Source organism: Martinezella lusitana, from assembly GCF_016901135.1.
GTDB classification, from domain to species: domain Bacteria; phylum Pseudomonadota; class Alphaproteobacteria; order Rhizobiales; family Rhizobiaceae; genus Rhizobium; species Rhizobium lusitanum_D.
This window is the reverse complement of record NZ_JAFEVL010000030.1, coordinates 150,647-166,151: the sequence shown is the minus strand read 5'-3', so window position 1 is coordinate 166,151 and position 15,505 is coordinate 150,647. Positions and strand designations below refer to the sequence as shown.

General features: G+C 57.7%; 10 protein-coding genes. 4 read left to right on the top strand and 6 right to left on the bottom strand.

Annotation, left to right across the window (positions count from 1 at the left end):
* Window positions 1-38: 38 nt before the first annotated feature.
* Together JTP94_RS11915 and JTP94_RS11910 are read right to left on the bottom strand one after the other, a co-directional pair.
* Window positions 39-1,094: an ABC transporter permease gene (locus JTP94_RS11915; RefSeq protein ID WP_204850699.1), complete on the bottom strand. Its 1,056-nt coding sequence runs from the start codon at window positions 1,092-1,094 to the stop codon at window positions 39-41.
* Window positions 1,091-2,575 (bottom strand): sugar ABC transporter ATP-binding protein, encoded by a 1,485-nt coding sequence (locus JTP94_RS11910; RefSeq protein WP_204850698.1) that lies wholly within the window; start codon window positions 2,573-2,575, stop codon window positions 1,091-1,093. Before JTP94_RS11910 ends, JTP94_RS11915 begins: the two co-directional genes overlap by 4 nt.
* 235 nt (window positions 2,576-2,810) lie before the next feature.
* Between JTP94_RS11910 and JTP94_RS11905 the strand changes: the two genes are divergently transcribed.
* A complete protein-coding gene (locus JTP94_RS11905) occupies window positions 2,811-3,854 on the top strand; it encodes a substrate-binding domain-containing protein (RefSeq protein WP_204850697.1) in 1,044 nt (347 codons plus the stop codon).
* Between the two features lie 71 nt (window positions 3,855-3,925).
* The gene (locus JTP94_RS11900) at window positions 3,926-5,131 is read left to right on the top strand and encodes an acyl-CoA dehydrogenase family protein (protein WP_204850696.1); all 1,206 of its coding nucleotides are present in this window, start codon (window positions 3,926-3,928) and stop codon (window positions 5,129-5,131) included.
* A gap of 269 nt (window positions 5,132-5,400) precedes the next feature.
* Here JTP94_RS11900 and bamA read toward each other — a convergent pair whose 3' ends face one another.
* Together bamA and JTP94_RS11890 are read right to left on the bottom strand one after the other, a co-directional pair.
* A complete protein-coding gene (gene bamA, locus JTP94_RS11895; protein ID WP_204850695.1) occupies window positions 5,401-7,737 on the bottom strand; it encodes an outer membrane protein assembly factor BamA in 2,337 nt (778 codons plus the stop codon).
* A gap of 293 nt (window positions 7,738-8,030) precedes the next feature.
* Window positions 8,031-10,409, bottom strand: coding sequence for an LPS-assembly protein LptD (locus JTP94_RS11890; RefSeq protein ID WP_204850694.1), 2,379 nt, complete (start codon window positions 10,407-10,409; stop codon window positions 8,031-8,033).
* A 756-nt stretch (window positions 10,410-11,165) separates the two neighbouring features.
* Between JTP94_RS11890 and JTP94_RS11885 the strand changes: the two genes are divergently transcribed.
* Together JTP94_RS11885 and JTP94_RS11880 are read left to right on the top strand one after the other, a co-directional pair.
* Window positions 11,166-11,906, top strand: coding sequence for a response regulator (locus JTP94_RS11885; RefSeq protein WP_204850693.1), 741 nt, complete (start codon window positions 11,166-11,168; stop codon window positions 11,904-11,906).
* On the top strand, window positions 11,903-13,282 hold the full coding sequence (locus JTP94_RS11880) for an ATP-binding protein (protein ID WP_204850692.1): 1,380 nt from the start codon (window positions 11,903-11,905) through the stop codon (window positions 13,280-13,282). The genes JTP94_RS11885 and JTP94_RS11880 overlap by 4 nt, the downstream gene beginning before the upstream one ends.
* A 63-nt stretch (window positions 13,283-13,345) precedes the next feature.
* On the opposite strand, the gene JTP94_RS11875 is transcribed toward JTP94_RS11880, so the two are convergent.
* Both JTP94_RS11875 and JTP94_RS11870 read right to left on the bottom strand, forming a co-directional pair.
* Window positions 13,346-14,656, bottom strand: a complete 1,311-nt coding sequence (locus tag JTP94_RS11875) for an ATP-binding protein (protein ID WP_246754843.1) — start codon at window positions 14,654-14,656, stop codon at window positions 13,346-13,348.
* A complete protein-coding gene (locus JTP94_RS11870) occupies window positions 14,656-15,420 on the bottom strand; it encodes a response regulator transcription factor (RefSeq protein WP_246754841.1) in 765 nt (254 codons plus the stop codon). The genes JTP94_RS11875 and JTP94_RS11870 overlap by 1 nt, the downstream gene beginning before the upstream one ends.
* Window positions 15,421-15,505: the final 85 nt, after the last annotated feature.

Genomic DNA, 15,505 nt, shown 5'->3' with positions numbered 1-15,505 from the left:
GAGTGGCCGGGGAAATTTCCGTGGGCCGCTTCCGGGCCTCAGCGATCGGGGTTTCTGCCGAGCCCGTAGGTTAGCGCCAGTGCACCTACGAGAACGGCACCCTTGACGAAATCCTGCGTATAGTACGGGGCGTTCAGCATGGTGAGCCCGTTCAGCAATACGCCGACGAATACCGCTCCGACGATTGTGCCGAGCACGTTCGGATGTCTGAGGTTGAGGACGGCGTAGCCGATCAATGCGGCCGCGACGGAATCCATCAGCAGGGAGCCGCCGGAAGAGACGTCGCCGCGTCCGACGCGGGCGGCAATGACGATGCCGCCAAGGGCTGCGAGCACGCCGGAAATCACATAGGCGAATGTCTTCAGCCGCGTTGTCGACGCGCCGGCGAGCCGGGTGGCGAGTTCGTTGCCGCCGGTGGCGAAGAGCAGCCGGCCGATGCGGGTCCGCTCGGTCAACACGAAGAGCACGATGGCGACGACCGCCATCAACACGACGGCGACCGGCAGAATGGAAAAGAGATTATAGCGGCCGATCAGAAGGAAGGATGGATCAAAGGCGCCGGTCGCCTTCGAGCCGTCCGGCAGCACCATGCCGGTCGAAATCGAGCGTCCGGCCGTCGGGATCAGTTGCAGGCCCGAAAGCAGGAACATCACTGCGAGCGTGGCGAGCAGATCCGGCACGCGCAGGCGCACGATGAGGAAGGCGTTGACGAGGCCGATCACGGCGCCGAAGGCCAGCACCAGAGGCACGGTTGCGAAAGCGTCCAGGTGCCAGACGATCATGGCATAGCTTGCCGCCATGACGCTGGAGGCGGCAATCGCCCCGATGGACAGGTCGAAGCCGCCGACGGCAAGGGTGACCGTGACGCCGGCGGCGAGGATGGCAACCACTGACACGGCCTGCAGGATGCTCATGAGATTGGCGATCGTGATGAAGGCGGGCTGTGCCACGGTAAAGCCGACCAGCATGGCCACGAGCAGGAGGAACACTGCGCTGGCGCGGAGATGGTGGCCGATTACTGCGAGGCGGCCTTTGACGCCGCGGCCGTCTTGCGCAGCCGCAGCCGCAAACCTGTCGTCGTCGATCGTTGTCATGCAGAAATGCCCTCAATAGCTGCGGAAATGGTTTTGTCGCCTGCGACAGGGCGCAGCACATGGCGATCCATCGTCAAGATGCGATCGGCAACCTCGTAGGCTTCCTCCGGGTCGGAGGTGGCAATCAGCGTCGCGCGGTCGCTGCGCGCACGGATCGCCTTTATGATGTCCTGCCGCGCGCCGACATCGACCCCCTGAAAGGGTTCGTCGAGCAGCAGCAGCGGGCTCGGTTCCGCCTCCCAGCGCGCGATAACGACCTTCTGCTGGTTGCCGCCGGATAAGGTCCAGATCGAGGCTTGCGGACCCGCCGCCTTGATGCCAAGGCGCGAAATCGCCTTTTCCGCTTCGCGCCGCTCGCGGCCGCCGAGCAGGAAGCCATGGGGATACCATTTATCGAGATGCGGCAGGCTGATCGTCGCAGCCAGGGAGGAGCCCGGCCACGCATCCGGCATGAGCGAAGAGCGATGGCGATCCTCCCCTGCCATGGCGACGCCGGCTGCGACTGCCTCGCCGGGCGATCGGGGCCGATAAGCTCGCCCGTTGAGCAGCATATCGCCACCGGCCAACCGGGCGGTGCCAAAGATCGCCGCCAGCAACCGGCTCTTTCCGGCCCCGAGCACGCCCGTCACGGCAACCACTTCGCCAGCATGAAGTCTGAGGTCGAAGGCTTCGCTTTGCGCAAGTAGCCGCGCGCCGCGCATTTCAAAGACTGCCGGGCCTGTCGCCTGCCGCACATCGGGGCGCGCGCTATCCAGCCTGCGGCCGATCATCGCTTCGATAGCGGCCGAAAAGTCGATCGGCCGAGAAAAGCTGCCGACCACCCGTCCGCCGCGCATGACCAGCGCGCGATCGGCGATGGCCTCCAGATCTGCCGTCCGATGCGAGATATAGAGAACCGCAAGACCCTGAGCACGCAGCCGCAGGAGGACATCGAAGAGCCTCCGGCTTTCGCTCCCCGAGAGACTGGCGGTGGGTTCGTCGAGGATCAGCAGCTCCGCCTTGTTGGCCAAAGCGCGCGCGATTGCCACGAGCTGGCGGTCGGCAGCCGAGATATCACCAAAATCACGATCGAGCGGCAGAGAGAAGCCGGCTGCGTCCAGCATGGCTTTGGCCTCGCGCCGAACGCTCTTGCGCGAGACGAAGAAGGGTGTTCCACGCTCGGCAAACCGATTGAGCAGCAGAACATCGGCGACGGTCAGTCCGGCGGGACCGACGAGATCTGTCGACTGATGGACGGTGACGACACCCGCCCGAGCCGCTTCGGAAGGGCTTCTCGGCAAGAACGGTTGCCCGTTGAGCTGGATCGTGCCGCCGTCTGCGGCAAACACGCCCGACAGAATCTTGACCAGCGTCGATTTTCCAGCGCCGTTGGCGCCCATCAGCGCGACGATCTCCCCGCGCTCGATCGCAAAGCGCGCGGCATCGACAGCGCGTGTCGAGCCGAAGCTATGCGTAATATTGGAGACGTCAAGAAGCGCCATTCAGAGGGACCCGGGTTCCTGTTCGAGCGCTGATACTGCGCCGCATGGCCACTGGATTTCCAGGCAAGCCCTTGCCGTCAAGGCCCGCCGAGGCGAACAAAGAATCTCAGAAGGCCGCGAAAATCGGATGATTTACTCTACTAAAAAGATAGAGATTATATCTAATAATTTCATGCGTCGCAGGGTTGGCCATTCCGTCAGACGACGCTTCCGATTGATCACGAGGATCGCGATGATGAAATCCCTTCTACGGCTTGCCCTGTCAGCCGCCATTCCGCTCTTTTTCACGCAAGCCGCAATGGCCGGCGGCGTGAACGGCGCTCCTGCACCCTTCGACAAGGGCGGCGTCAAGATCGCTCTCATCAGCTATATTTCCGCCGGCGATTTCTTCCAGGCCTATCAGGCCGGCGCCGAAGCCCAGGCCAAGGCGCTCGACATCGATCTGCGCGTCTTTCCGGGACGTCAGGATGCCGCCGAACAGCGTGAGCAGATCCTGCAGGCGATCAATCTCGGCGTTTCCGGGATCGTCATCGATCACGGCCTGCCGGAATCCCTGAGCGATGTCGTGCAACAGGCGCTCGACAAGGGCATCAAGGTCGTCGCCTTCGACGTCAATCTCAACAATCCGAAGATCCCGCAGGTCGAGCAGAGCGACCACGAGCTCGCCGATACCGCCTTGAAACAGGCCGTCAAGGATAACGGCAATAGTTTCAAGGCGGGCTATGTCTATGTCGCAGGTTTTGCGCCACTCGACCGCCGCAACGAGGTCTGGGAGACGTTCAAGTCGCAAAATTCAGGCGTGGTTGAAAAGGCCCGCTTCGGCAATGTCAGCGATACGACGGCAACCTCCACGGCCGACCAGGCAAAGGCGGCGCTGACGGCAAACCCCGATATAACTGTCGTCTTTGCCCCCTATGACGAGTTTGCCCGCGGCGTGAAGCTCGCCGCCAACGATCTCGGCATCGCAAGCAAGCTGAAGATCTATTCGGCTGACGTTTCCACCGCAGACATTCAGGAGATCATCGAGCCGGGCAGCCCGTGGGTTGCGACCGTCGCGACCAATCCGGCCGTTGTCGGCGCCGTTTCCATTCGCGCCGCCGCCCTGCAGGTCGCCAGCCAGGATGTTCCGCATCAGATCACCGTCAAGCCGACGCTTTTGACCCAGGAGGGACTGCGCGCCGCCGGTGTCAAGACGATCGAGGAACTGGCGCAGAAGGTTCCGGCCTTCAGCACGAGCGATGCGGCGACCGCCAGCTGGATCCCGGACAAGCTTTTCTAAGCTGCCTGTCTCGATTTGTCGGCGGGGTCACGAGACCCCGCCGGCTCATGTCATAGAATCGGAGTGATATCATGAGCCAGTCCAACGTTGTCTTCGCGAGCAATCGGAATGCCACGCGAGAGGATCTCTTTGCCAGGGCCGAGGAAATTACGGCTGACCTTTCGAAACGCGCCGCTGAACTCGACCGCGAAGGCCAGCCGCCGCTTGGCGAAATCGTCAAGCTGAAGAACGCGGGATTGCTGAATGCGCTGCATGCGCCGCAGATCGGCGGCGGCGGTCTCGATTGGGTTGATGGCCTGCGGCTGGTGCGTATCCTTGCCCGCGGCGAAAGCTCCATCGGCCAGCTTCTCGGCTATCATTTCGTCAACAGCCAATATGTCTACTGGGCCTTCGACGAGGTGCGCGCACAGGAGCTCGGCGGCAAGACGGTCGCCAACAGCCTCTATTGGGGCGCCGCCGTCAATCCGCGCGATCCCGGCCTCGTGCTGACGCGGCGCGGCAGCGGCTATGTCCTCAACGGCCGTAAATCCTTCTCCACGGCGGCCCACGTCTCCGATTATATCAACGCCAATGCCACCCTCGACGACAAGATCGTCGGCTTTGCCGTGCCGACCAATCGGGCGGGTTACAAGGCCAATGACGATTGGGATAATTTCGGCCAGCGCCTTTCCGACAGCGGCAGCGTCGAATTCCATGATTTCCCTGTTTATGAGGAGGATCTGGACGAGGTAGCAACGACGGGCGGTGCAGCACCCGTGTTGGCTACGTTTAACACGCCTCTCATTCAGCTGGTTTTCGTGAACTTCTATCTCGGGACCGCCGAAGGCGCATTGCGCGAGGCGGTCGATTATGTCCGCACGACGACGCGGCCCTGGGTGACCTCCGGTGTCGAGCGGGCGGCCGACGATCCTTACATCCTTGAGCGTGTCGGCGAGCTGACCGCTGCCTTGAAGGCGTCTGCGGCTCTAGCCGATAGCGCCGCCGCTGTCGTTCAGGCCAATCTTGCCAAGGGCCATAAGGCGACCGCGCGTGAACGCGGCGAGGCCGCGGCCGAAGCCTATGCGGCGAAGGTCCATGCCACGCATGTTTCACTGGATGTAACTGCTCGCGTTTTCGAACTCACCGGCGCGCGTTCGACGGCCGAGAAATATCGCTTCGATCGTTTCTGGCGCAATGTGCGGACCCACACGCTGCACGACCCCGTCTTCTACAAGGCCAGGGAAGTCGGAGAATTCGTTCTCAACGACACGATCCCCGAGGTCAGCCTCTACAGCTGAGTGCACATGGTTATGAGGTATTTCACAGTGTGAGCGAAGGGCTGTTTAACAGAGAGTGTTACAGTGCTTCGTTCATTCCTCGTGCTTCTCTGATGCGGCCTGCTTACGCCGGCGGGCCTCATTCAGCTGGCGAATAGCTTCGCATGTGCCAGACCCACGATTCCATCGTCAGACGATCGCCAATCCGATTCTTTTATGCCATCCAAATAGAGCCGAATTCGGCAGGTCAGGCCAGGCGGCCACAGTTCCCTATATCATCTAGGGGACCCCTAAAACTGATTGCCGAATCCAAACCGGAAGTTTTCGACTTTATCATAATCTTGCTTGAGAAATGGCACCGCGTAGCTGAGATTGATGACGCCAAACGGGGAGGACCACGTTAAGCCAACCCCCGCCGAGGCACGGAGTGCAGAACTATCCTTGAGTATGTCTCCGTAGAGGTCAGCCTGGTTTCCATAGAGCGTCCCGCTGTCCACGAACACAGAACTGCGAAGACCTATGTCCTGCGGCATTCCAGGTGTGGGCATGCTTGCCTCTGCAGAAGCCGTGAAATACTTCGTGCCGCCCAGAGCGTCCCCATCGGAGGTTCTGGGGCCGATGCCAGCGTCTTCGAACCCTCTGATTTCGCTCCCCCCGATCATGAATTGATCGAAGATGTTCAAATCCTTGCCGTCCGTGGACACGACGTCACCGGCACCGACCGTGACCGAACCAATGATGTCTTTCGAATCGGAAAGGGTTTGGTAGTAGCGGGCCTTCCCACTGATCTTATAGAAGTTGGAGTCGCCGCCGAGGCCGGCGAATTCCTGCGTGAGCTTGGCGATAAAGCCCTCACGGGGCAGGTTTTGGTCGTCGAGCGTATTGTAGGTAAAGGTCTGTGAAACGGTAGATTGGGTCCATGGACCGTTATTGATCAGATTTTGATAGGGGGCGGAGAGATTGTCCTGCCAGTCATTTTCGCCCGTATATGTGATCACCTTGTAATTATAGCGAAGGGTGGTCGCAAAGTTCTCTGTGATGGGTGCCGTAACTCGCAGCGAGAAGCCTTCCTCTCCATAGTCGTAGTAGTCGCTGCTGGTGGTGGTGCTCTTGAACAGATCAAAGCCAGCTGCCAGGCGCTCTCCGAGAAAATACGGTTCCGTAAATGAGAGATTGTAGGTCTGGCTTCCGCTTGTACTCGCTCCCGCGGCAATCTTGATATATTGACCGCGGCCAAGGAAATTCTTCTCTTCCACCGAAGCCTCAACCAGCGGCCCTCCATTGACGCCAACGGCATAGCCGCCGCCAATCCCGAATGATCCGGTCGGCTGATCTTCGACATTGACGACGATGACCACTCTGTCCGGAGCACTGCCGGGAGCCGTCTTTATGTCGACAGACGTGAAGTAGCCGAGCGCATCCAAGCGATGTTTGGCTCGCGTGATCATCAACTCGTTGAAAGCGTCGCCTTCGTTGATATCGAATTCGCGACGAATAACATAATCCCTGGTCCGGGTGTTGCCGCGGATTTCGATGCGCTCGACATAAGCGCGCTCTCCCTGATCCACCAGATATTCTACGGAGACGGTGCGATCCGTTGGATTGCGATTGCCGCGAGGTGTGACATGAGCAAAGGGGTAACCGGCCTCTTCGACCCGCTTCGAGATCGCGTCTATCGACTTCTGGATATCCTGAGCATTGTAGGTATCGCCCTTGCGCGTGATGATCAGGCTCTTCAAATCGTCCGCTTTAATGCCATCAACGGATGAGTTGATGGAGATATCGCCATACTTATATTTCTGGCCTTCATCCAGCGAGAATTGGACGTTGTAGGCGTTGGATTCCGTGTCCAGCGTTGCGTCGGCAGAGATAACCCTGAAATCGACGTAGCCGTGATTGTAATAGAATTTACGCAAGGCATCTTCGTCGGCAGTTTGTTTCTCCCTGCTATAGATATCCTTGCGAGTAAGAAATGAGAGAAAATCCGATTTCTTGGTGCTGATTACGGCAGACAGACGGCTGCTGCTAAATGCAGCATTCCCCGAAAAGCCTATCTTGTCTATCGTCGTGCGCTTTCCCTCATTAATGACGAAGGCCAGATTCACCCGATTTTTCGCGATATTAAAGACCTTGGTCGTCACCTGAACGTCATTGCGACCAATTGCTACATAGGCGTCCTTGATGGTGTTAACGTCTGCCTGGGCCTGGGCTTCGCTGTAGGGCTGCGCGGCATGCGACCCTACCATCTGCTCCAATTTATCTGTTTTTATTTGCCGATTTCCGTTGAACACAACGGCGTTAAGCAAGTTGTTTTCTTGAACCGAAACAACAAGGCTTTGTCCTTTCACCGATATGTGCACATCGGAAAAATAGCCGGTAGCATAGAGCTGTTTGATGGACTGCTCGATATCTCCTTCCGAAAAGCTCTTGCCGGGAGATATCGTTATGTTGTCGGTTACCGCTTCGGCCCCAACCCGCTCTATCCCCACGACCTTTATGTTAGAAACAACAGCTGCTTGCGCAGATAACGGTATGAAAATCAGAGCAAAACCCGTCCCGATGAGTGCGAAGATTGCAATTTTTGAGCTCAGTGGTCTTGGCTTTGGATAGCGCGAAGCCGAATTCATTTATGCTTCTTACCTTCTCGTAATTTGTAAGCAGCTGCTGACGTTCCACCTGATAAATTTTGCTTGAGCTGTCAGTATCGAGGCTATCAATCGGCATCACAGATCGTTTATCAGCTCTCTCAGTGCCGCGGTGTTAAGTGATGTAAATTGTGTTGCTGGCTCGTTTCGATCTGCCGATCGCATCCTATGTAAGTCAGCAGATTTGATTGCGGCTGCACCCTTGTGTAGGTGCAGCCGAGGCCACGGAGCATTGAGCGATGAGGCGTTGGAAGGGGGACGCCTGGCGGCTTTGTTCAATCGCCGCCGAACTTGACGTCGCCCAGGGTGCGGAACGTGATGTGGGCCATTATGGCCCAGTCGACCCCGGTTGTGCTCGATGTGTCCCGCTTCCAGGTATAGTCCAGGCTCGCTGTTGCACACTCGTCGGAATAGGTGACGCCAAAGTCATGTTCACTTAAGTCTTTGGCGCGCACGTCATAACCGAGCTTTGTGTTTACCGACCATTCGTCCGTCAGCTTTAGCTTTGCCTGAGGCTGGATTTCATCTTCATCAGTGGGAATATCGTAGTCGGGTTGAGCTCTTAGATGTGTGTAGGTTATCTGAGTGCTTATAATGGGATTGTCGTAGCTGAGGGTTACGTCGCCGCGCTTGAGTGCATAGTCATCATGATCGAACCGATCTGAGGTCGAAAGAGAAACACCCTTCGGCAAGGTGATGCCGAAATAGGACACATAATCTGACCGCGCATATTCGAGCCCGGACTCAAGACCGGCACCCACCAAATCGGATGTCGCGAACGAGTTCATGCCCGCAAGCTGATAAGATTGGCCAACGATACCGTCCAGCTTGTAGCCGCGTTCAAAGCTTCCCGTATAACGCATGCCGACATTGGCGCGCGTGCCGCCCTCGATCCGGTCGAAGCCCGAGAATTTATCGCGATCGAAGAGATTGGTCGCATCGAACACGAAGCTTTGGGCATCTTCGTTCGGCAGTTGACCTGCAAGCTGTTCGTTAGGGCGAACATAGATTTGCGCGATCGGCTCGAAGACCTGCGAGGAGTTCTTAGTCGTCACCAATATCGGATACTTCGCCTCAAGGCCGGCGGTCGGCATGTCGCGGGCAGCGAAGTTCTCGCTGTCGTAGGTTCCTGCGTAGGAATAGGACGCGCCAAGCGAACCTGGCGCAGCCATTCCGTTGTCGATTGTGTCGCCGCGGGCCGCAAACAGCGGCGTCAGTTCCAAACCCTGAGGCGTTACAAATGAGCGTTGCCACTGAACCTCTGTGCTAAGACGGGTATAATCCCCCGAAAGACCAAGGAAGCGGTCGGTATTGTCTGGATTGACCACGACATCGGCGGCGCTGCGCGTGATATTCGTGAAATTGACTGTGGCCGACAGCTCGCCGCCCGCGACGGGTTTGGGGGCAATATAATGGTAGTCGATGACTGGATAGACCACCGCCTGCTGCTTTTGAGCGGTGCTGCTCGTCGTCGCATCCTGCTCATCGTAATAGGCGCCGCGCATATCAAAGTAGTTCTGCTTGCCAAGCCCGGTCAGATAGGCCTGGTTCGTATGCGTGCTTTGATTGAGGCCTTGAAGATTGTATGTCCGCGCGAAATTGTTATCGCTCTGCGCCATGACATCCCAGCCGAAAGTCCAGCGGGGATTGATCCTGAAGTCTCCCTTCGACGCAACCAGTGTCCTTAGCTTGGCGTTCGCATCGCTGGTGCCGGCCGTGAACAGCGATGGATCGGCTTGGTCGATGGCCGCGGCCCTCAGGACATAAGACCCGTTCTCGAGCCGTTGACGGAATTCGGCCTGGAGCAGGACCCCTTGACTGGTGTACCCGGTCGCGGTGATCGTCGCGTCCATGCTCGGGGAGATGACATAGTAATATGGGATGGCGACGCCGAAGCCGAGATTTTGGGAATCGCTGAAGGTGGGAAACAGAAAGCCTGATTTCCTCTTGACGGTGTTATCAGGCACGGTCATCCAGGGAACATAGGCGATTGGCTGTCCAAACAGCTCGAGCCTTGCATGCTCCAGCCTTATTGTATGCGTTATTCCATTCTGAATAATCCTTTCAGCTTTCACCTGCCACAGGGGAGATCGCCCCTGCTGGGAGCAGGGAGCGCAGGCTGTATAGACGCCTTTGGTCAGGATCACCTGAGATCCACCAACACGATTGCCTTTTACCGCCGCCAGCCTGGTGTTATCTGGCATTTCGACCCTTAATGCGGTCATGAAGCCGTCTGCGAAGCCGTTGGTCACATCCATGCTGTCGCCGTATGTCCGATTTCCGTCGGGCGAAAGCAGCTCGACATTTCCGGTCGCGACCATCCGCTTGGTGGTTTGATTGTAATCGACGCGCTGGGCTACCATCCTGTAGCCGCCATAATTGATCTGAACGGCGCCACGCGCGGTAACGATCTGGGTATCCTTGTTATAAATCAGATCGTTGGCTTCGAGGATCATCTTTGCGTCCGCCGGAACCTTGATGTTCATCGCGGTGGGCAGCGCTGGTTTCTTTTGAGCGGCGTCTTGAGCATGGACGACTGCCGCCGTGCCAGCAACACCCGAGGTGATCGCAATTGTGGTCGTCAAAGCTACGCAAATATTCCGGGGACGTCTGCCGCTTGCGCGCGTCAAAATGCTGTACTCCTCAAGAAGCATGCCGGTCGCCCAAGCCGGCGGGATTCCGATGCCGTGTAATTTATCGAGACCAACTGGATGCTCGGTGGGGAAGCCGGGCAGCCAACTGTCCCCGGCGTTTTGATGGCGAGATCAAGTGCGTTGCCAACGATAATACCGGTGTTGCCACCGTGCTGCTCGCGGCTGAAGCGATGCCCAATCAGCGCATTCTTTTGCTTGGGCGTGATACGCAACAAACGGATTGATCATTGACCGCAGCTAGTCGGCGCAAACACAGTACTTTCGCCATCGGAATGTTCGATTCTTTCTCGCCGGTCACTACAACGGCGAGAAACGGCGTTTTGCAGCTATCGGAGCGCCGCCGTGCGGGCCTAGGTCACCACACGAGAGTACGCGAAGCTGCAGCACGTTTCGCAATGCAAACCCTGGAAGCGCTATGCCAACCTTCATCTCAAGGAAACTCCTGTGTTCTCGACAAGAGATAACCGAAGCGCTGCTCCGCGTGGGTTAAGTTATGTTAATTGTGTTTCGCCATGTTTCTGGTTTTCTCACTGAGTACAGTCGCGCGAGCGATCGGTCGGCGATCAACTGCGCGCCGGTCATGACGCTATCGCATGCGGCCATAAGCTCGACAAAATTGAGTGTTCGGTCCTTGTACTAGGAGCGTCGATATCTCTGTGATCATCGATACGTCCGAGCGAGATCAGCAAAACTTCGCGGCATCTCCCTAAAGCTTTAAAAGCGCTGGAACTAACTTGAACCGTGGCAGTGGTATCGATGAACACTAGCAAGCCTGTGACCAAGGGACAAAAGCAGTCGGTCCTGTTTGTGGAGGACGATCGCGAAATCGCACGTTTGTTGTTGGCGGTACTTGCCGAGAACGGCTTTCAGGGTAGTTGGGCATCCTCATCCGACGAGATGGATAAAATGCTCGATGACAATCCGCCGGATCTCATCGTTCTCGATGTCATGCTGCCCGGGGAGAGCGGATTGAGCATTTGTCGGCGGTTGAGGGCAGTCTCGTCCGTTCCGATCATCATCCTGACCGCTCGCGGAGAAGACGTCGATCGGATCATCGGATTGGAGATTGGCGCCGATGACTACGTCACGAAGCCCTTCAACTCTCGGGAGCTTATCGCGCGAATTCGCGCGCTGTTAAGGCGTTCGCAATTCAGTCATCCGCCGAACGATCCATTTAGCGCCGCCTTTTGTTTTCACGGGTGGCGCGTGGAGCCGGCGCAGCGTCAACTATTCAGTCCCGACGGCGCCCGCGTGACGCTCACAAGCGCTGAATTCGATCTTCTTTTGGCGTTCTGCCAGAACTCGGGACGCGTTCTTACCAGAGAGCGGCTTCTTGAGATGACACATAGTGGCCTTGCCGGCCCGATTGGACGTAGCGTTGATGTTCACATAAGCCGGATACGCCAGAAAATCGAACCCGATTTGCGATATCCGACGGTGATAAAAACGGTCCGATTGGGAGGCTATATTTTCACGCCAGCCATTGAAATAGTATGATGGGAAGGCTTCGATTTCTTAACCCAAAATCCATCGTCACACAGATCACCGCAGTTGTCTTGGCCGCAGTCATTCTTGGAATTCTGTGCACATCTGCCGCATTCTTCTTGCTTACTTACGGATGGCGTTCCGAGGTAAACCCGAGACTTGCGGCCGCCGCTACGGCCGCGCGGATCGCCACCATATTGGAAGATGCTCGTGGAAGCTCTTCCGTGGCCGATCTGAAAAAAGTCCTGGAGGTGTCGCATTGGCCGGAAATGAAAATGGAAATTGTACCGAGCGCGACATCCCGCTCGGCCTCGATTCCAGCGCCCGCGACGGGCAAAGATAATTTCATGGAGGATGTGCGAGACGAGCTTCATGCGCATTGGGGCCTGCCGCAATCGGATCTGATGATGTCCTCTCTGACTTCCATGGTTGTCAAGGTCGATGACCGCTATGCCTTGGTTTTCCAAGGCTCTTCCCTTCCTCCCATGCAACGGTTCATCTTCATCCAGGTGGGCTTTGCAGTCGCCACGATCACAGTCGTGATGCTTTTCCTGGCCGTCTACGCAATCAAACGACTTACCGCGCCATTGTCATCAATCGCGGCCGCAGCGCATTCATTGGGCCACATCTCTGCTCGCGTCGATCCGATTAATGAAGTCGGCCCCGAAGAAATCAATCTGGTGGCTAGAGCGTTGAACCAAATGCACGGCCGCCTACAGTCATTGATTGAAGAGCGGACTCGAATGTTGACCGCGATAAGCCATGACCTGCGCACTCCGCTCACACGCTTGCGCCTTCGAATTGAGCGTCATGTCCATGCTGCCGAAGTGAGAGGCATGCTTGAGGAAATCGAAACCATAGACATCATGATCTCGGAAACCCTACTTTATCTTCGCGAGGGGAATGACAAGAATTCCAGATACCTGGTGGATATCCCAAGTCTTCTTCGCACCATTTGCCATGATTTTTCAGACATTGGATATGATGTGTCATATGACGGGCCGTCGCGATTGGCATATTTCTGCGAAGCATCAGGCATAAGACGGGCAGTATCCAATATTGTTGATAATGCAACGAAACACGGATCGAAGGTTATAGCATCATTGGCGGTCACCGGAGAGACGGAGTTCGAGATCAAGGTCTCCGACGATGGGCCTGGAATTCCGGAGGAACTTCAAGAGAAGGTTTTCGAACCCTTTTATAAGGGCGACGATGCCAGAGGCCTCGTGGGAAGAGGCGGATTTGGCTTGGGTCTGTCCATCGTTCGAGACGTAGTATCACGCCATGGCGGAACCATCTCGCTTTCGAACAACAACCCATCGGGTCTCATTGTCCAGCTGTGCTTCGACCGATCGCCGGCGACAGCGAATGTCGCGCGCACTGCGTGATACTACATGCATAGAAAACCACTTGTTGGCCACGATACCTGCTGGATAGCCCTGCGGAACTGCTCAGTTCCGAGACGGAAAAACAACTCTGGCAATGAGGCCGGTCGGTAGCCTGTCGATCAGTTCCAGCGTTCCCCCATGGGCCTCGACGATCTCCTTGACGATAGAGAGGCCAAGACCCACGCTTCCAGGCCGGCTGGATCGCGACGGATCGAGCCGAACGAAGGGCTCCACGACATCCCGCAGCCGGTCTTTCGGGATGCCGGGACCGTCATCGGCGAGCTCGACCACGATGGTGCCAGCTTCGAGCGATGCCGTGACGAGGATAGTCTCGCCGAAATGGATCGCGTTCTCGATGAGGTTGATCAAAGCCCTGTTGATCGCGTTCGGCCGGCAGAAGATCGGCATCTGTTCGGGGCCTTCATAGGAGATGATTGCGCCCGTCTCTTCATATTCGTCGCAGAGCGTCGACAGAAGCGCGCCGAGATCCAGCCATTCCTTGTCTTCCTCGTCGAAATTGCCACTGAGAAAGGCGAGCGCTGAGGCGACCATCGACTGCATCAGGCCGATATCACGCAGGAGCTTGTCGCGCATGAGATCGGTTTGCTCCGTTTCGAGCTGCAGGCGCATGCGTGTAAGGGGTGTGCGCAGATCATGGCTGATGGCGGCCAGCATGCGCGTGCGATCATGTATCGAACGCGTGACGCGCTCCTGCATGAGGTTGAAGGCGCGTGCCGCGCGCCTGATCTCCACAGGCCCCTCTTCTTCGAGAGGCACAACGGCGACGCTGTGCCCGAAGGCATCGGCCTTGGCAGACAGGCGCCGCAGCGGGCCGATCACGCGCCACACTGCCCATGCCGACATCGCGGCGACAGCGACGCAGAGGAAGAGGAGCGCCGAGATGACCGGAAAGGCAAACCGGCGCGGCTCCTCAGGCTTGTCGACACGAATCTCAAGCGCTTGATTGTCCAATTCGATTAGAATTTGGATTCTGGCCGCGGGATCTCCGGATTCACATAAGCGCGACGTGATCTTCGGTATATTGCTCTGAAGCTCGGACCTGAGCACTGTTTCCAATTTGCGTGTGTCCGCCGTCAACGTCTCGCAAACAGCGGGTGCCTGCGTCAGCTTGATCGACATATCGGGTCGTTGGGCAGCGGCTATGATAGCGCTGCGCTCGCTCTCCGGCACCGCCCGAAGGCTATCGACGAGGTCGGCTGTACGATAGACGATCTGCCAGGGCCACGGCGGAGGCGGCGGTGCGTCGGGATAGAGTACCGACAGAAGGGCGAGGAACAACAGAAAGGTGATCAGCGAAGAGCCGGTGATGATTGCCAGTATCTGCCCAAGCGTTGTTGCGAAGAAGCGGCGCATCATTCAACCGTGACATGGGGCTGAAAGAGATAGCCGTCTGTTCGTACAGTGCGGATCGGATCGGCAAGGAGGTCGTCGCTTGCAAGCTTGCGGCGCACGCGGCTGACGAGGAGATCGATCGATCTGGTCGATATGGCAAAACCTTCGCCACGTGTGAGATTGATCAGTTCCGAGCGGGAGAGGACCTGCTGCGCATGCTGGCAGAAAATAAGGAGCAGATCGGTCTCCGCCCCCGTCAGAGGGATGCGCACTCCGGCCGGCGAGCGGAGAAACCGGCGGTGCGGATGGAACGCAAAGCCGGAGAAGCGCAGCACCATTTCCGATCCGGATCGCTGCGGTGCGCCGTCGGTAATCGATGCACGCCGTAAGACGGCGCGAATGCGGGCCAAAAGCTCGCGCAGGTCGAAAGGCTTGGATACATAGTCGTCCGCGCCCAATTCCAGCCCGATCACTTTGTCGATCGGCTCTGAAAGAGCGGTCAGAACGATAATGCGCGGCCCATCCGAGGACCGCAGCCGCCGGCAAAGAGCGAGACCGTCTTCCCCGGGTAGCATGACATCGAGCAGGACGAGATCGATTTCGCCATCTTCCAGAATGTCCCACGCGGCTTCGGCGCTCGCGGATACCGAAGTGACAAATCCCCTGTCGCGCAGGAATCCCGCCAAAGGCGTGCTGATTTCCGGGTCGTCCTCAACGATGAGGATGTGGGTCGCAGTCAACGGATCCTCGGCCAGTCGTTTCGCGGGGCTCCGCAAGAGCTTCATTCGATGTCTTCAGACGACCATCCCGGACAGAGCGATCCGGAGAGCCGCTGGCATCGCCCGCGTCTCATTCTCAATAAGTGCGATG

Bases quoted from the DNA above. Each gene is read 5' to 3' on its own strand.
- JTP94_RS11910 (WP_204850698.1), bottom strand. From the start codon at position 2,575: ATGGCGCTTCTTGACGTCTCCAATATTACGCATAGCTTCGGCTCGACA.
- JTP94_RS11885 (WP_204850693.1), top strand. From the start codon at position 11,166: ATGAACACTAGCAAGCCTGTGACCAAGGGACAAAAGCAGTCGGTCCTG.
- JTP94_RS11890 (WP_204850694.1), bottom strand. From the start codon at position 10,409: ATGCTTCTTGAGGAGTACAGCATTTTGACGCGCGCAAGCGGCAGACGT.
- JTP94_RS11915 (WP_204850699.1), bottom strand. From the start codon at position 1,094: ATGACAACGATCGACGACGACAGGTTTGCGGCTGCGGCTGCGCAAGAC.
- JTP94_RS11900 (WP_204850696.1), top strand. From the start codon at position 3,926: ATGAGCCAGTCCAACGTTGTCTTCGCGAGCAATCGGAATGCCACGCGA.
- JTP94_RS11875 (WP_246754843.1), bottom strand. From the start codon at position 14,656: ATGCGCCGCTTCTTCGCAACAACGCTTGGGCAGATACTGGCAATCATC.
- JTP94_RS11870 (WP_246754841.1), bottom strand. From the start codon at position 15,420: ATGAAGCTCTTGCGGAGCCCCGCGAAACGACTGGCCGAGGATCCGTTG.
- JTP94_RS11905 (WP_204850697.1), top strand. From the start codon at position 2,811: ATGAAATCCCTTCTACGGCTTGCCCTGTCAGCCGCCATTCCGCTCTTT.
- bamA (WP_204850695.1), bottom strand. From the start codon at position 7,737: ATGAATTCGGCTTCGCGCTATCCAAAGCCAAGACCACTGAGCTCAAAA.
- JTP94_RS11880 (WP_204850692.1), top strand. From the start codon at position 11,903: ATGATGGGAAGGCTTCGATTTCTTAACCCAAAATCCATCGTCACACAG.